Genomic DNA, 698 nt, shown 5'->3' on the forward strand with positions numbered 1-698 from the left:
ATTTGATTGATACTGCACGGATCAAGAGTCGTGGCGGTTTACTGACGTTCCACGATGAGAAGCCTGAAGACCTGATGGGCCCGCCGCTGGAGCAATATGCGCGCAGTCTGCTGGGGATCAGCGACCGATAAATCAAAGGAGTCCGCCATGAGTGATCAGCTAAAAGCCAACGATCTGTTGGGGCAAATCCCCAAAACCAAAGGCTTGCCGCCGGTGCACTTATGGAATCCTGATTTCTGCGGCGACATCGACATGCGCATCGCCCGCGACGGCACCTGGTATTACCTGGGTACGCCAATCGGGCGCAAGCCGATGGTCAAATTGTTCTCCACGATCATCCGCCGCGACGGTGATGATTATTTACTGATCACGCCCGTCGAGAAGGTCGGCATCAAGGTCGACGACGCGCCGTTTGTGGCGATTGCCGTCGAGGTTGAAGGCGAGGGCGAAAATCAGATTCTGCGGTTCACCACCAATGTGGACGAAACCGCCGATGCCGGCGTCGAACACCCGATCCGCGTGGTGACTGACCCCGTCACACAAGAGCCAGCGCCTTATGTGCATATCCGCACCAATCTCGAAGCCCTCATCCATCGCAACGTGTTTTACCAATTGGTGGAAATCGCGGTGAGCCGTGAGATCGACGGGCAGCGCTGGCTGGGCGTATGGAGCGGCGGGGGATTCTTCCCGATCGGACT

Annotated in this window: 2 protein-coding genes; both read left to right on the forward strand. The window is 57.3% G+C overall.

Features of this window, described 5'->3' with window-relative positions:
- Positions 1-131: DUF4823 domain-containing protein (locus tag DU29_RS1000000132080; RefSeq protein ID WP_033051144.1), on the forward strand; the 131-nt coding region annotated here is incomplete at its 5' end.
- 16 nt (positions 132-147) lie between these two features.
- Positions 148-698, forward strand: a 551-nt coding sequence (locus DU29_RS0129145) for a DUF1285 domain-containing protein (protein WP_028624825.1), incomplete at its 3' end; no start/stop codon positions are given.

It is taken from the genome of Pseudomonas sp. Ant30-3, from assembly GCF_000690905.1.
Taxonomy (GTDB): Bacteria; Pseudomonadota; Gammaproteobacteria; order Pseudomonadales; family Pseudomonadaceae; genus Aquipseudomonas.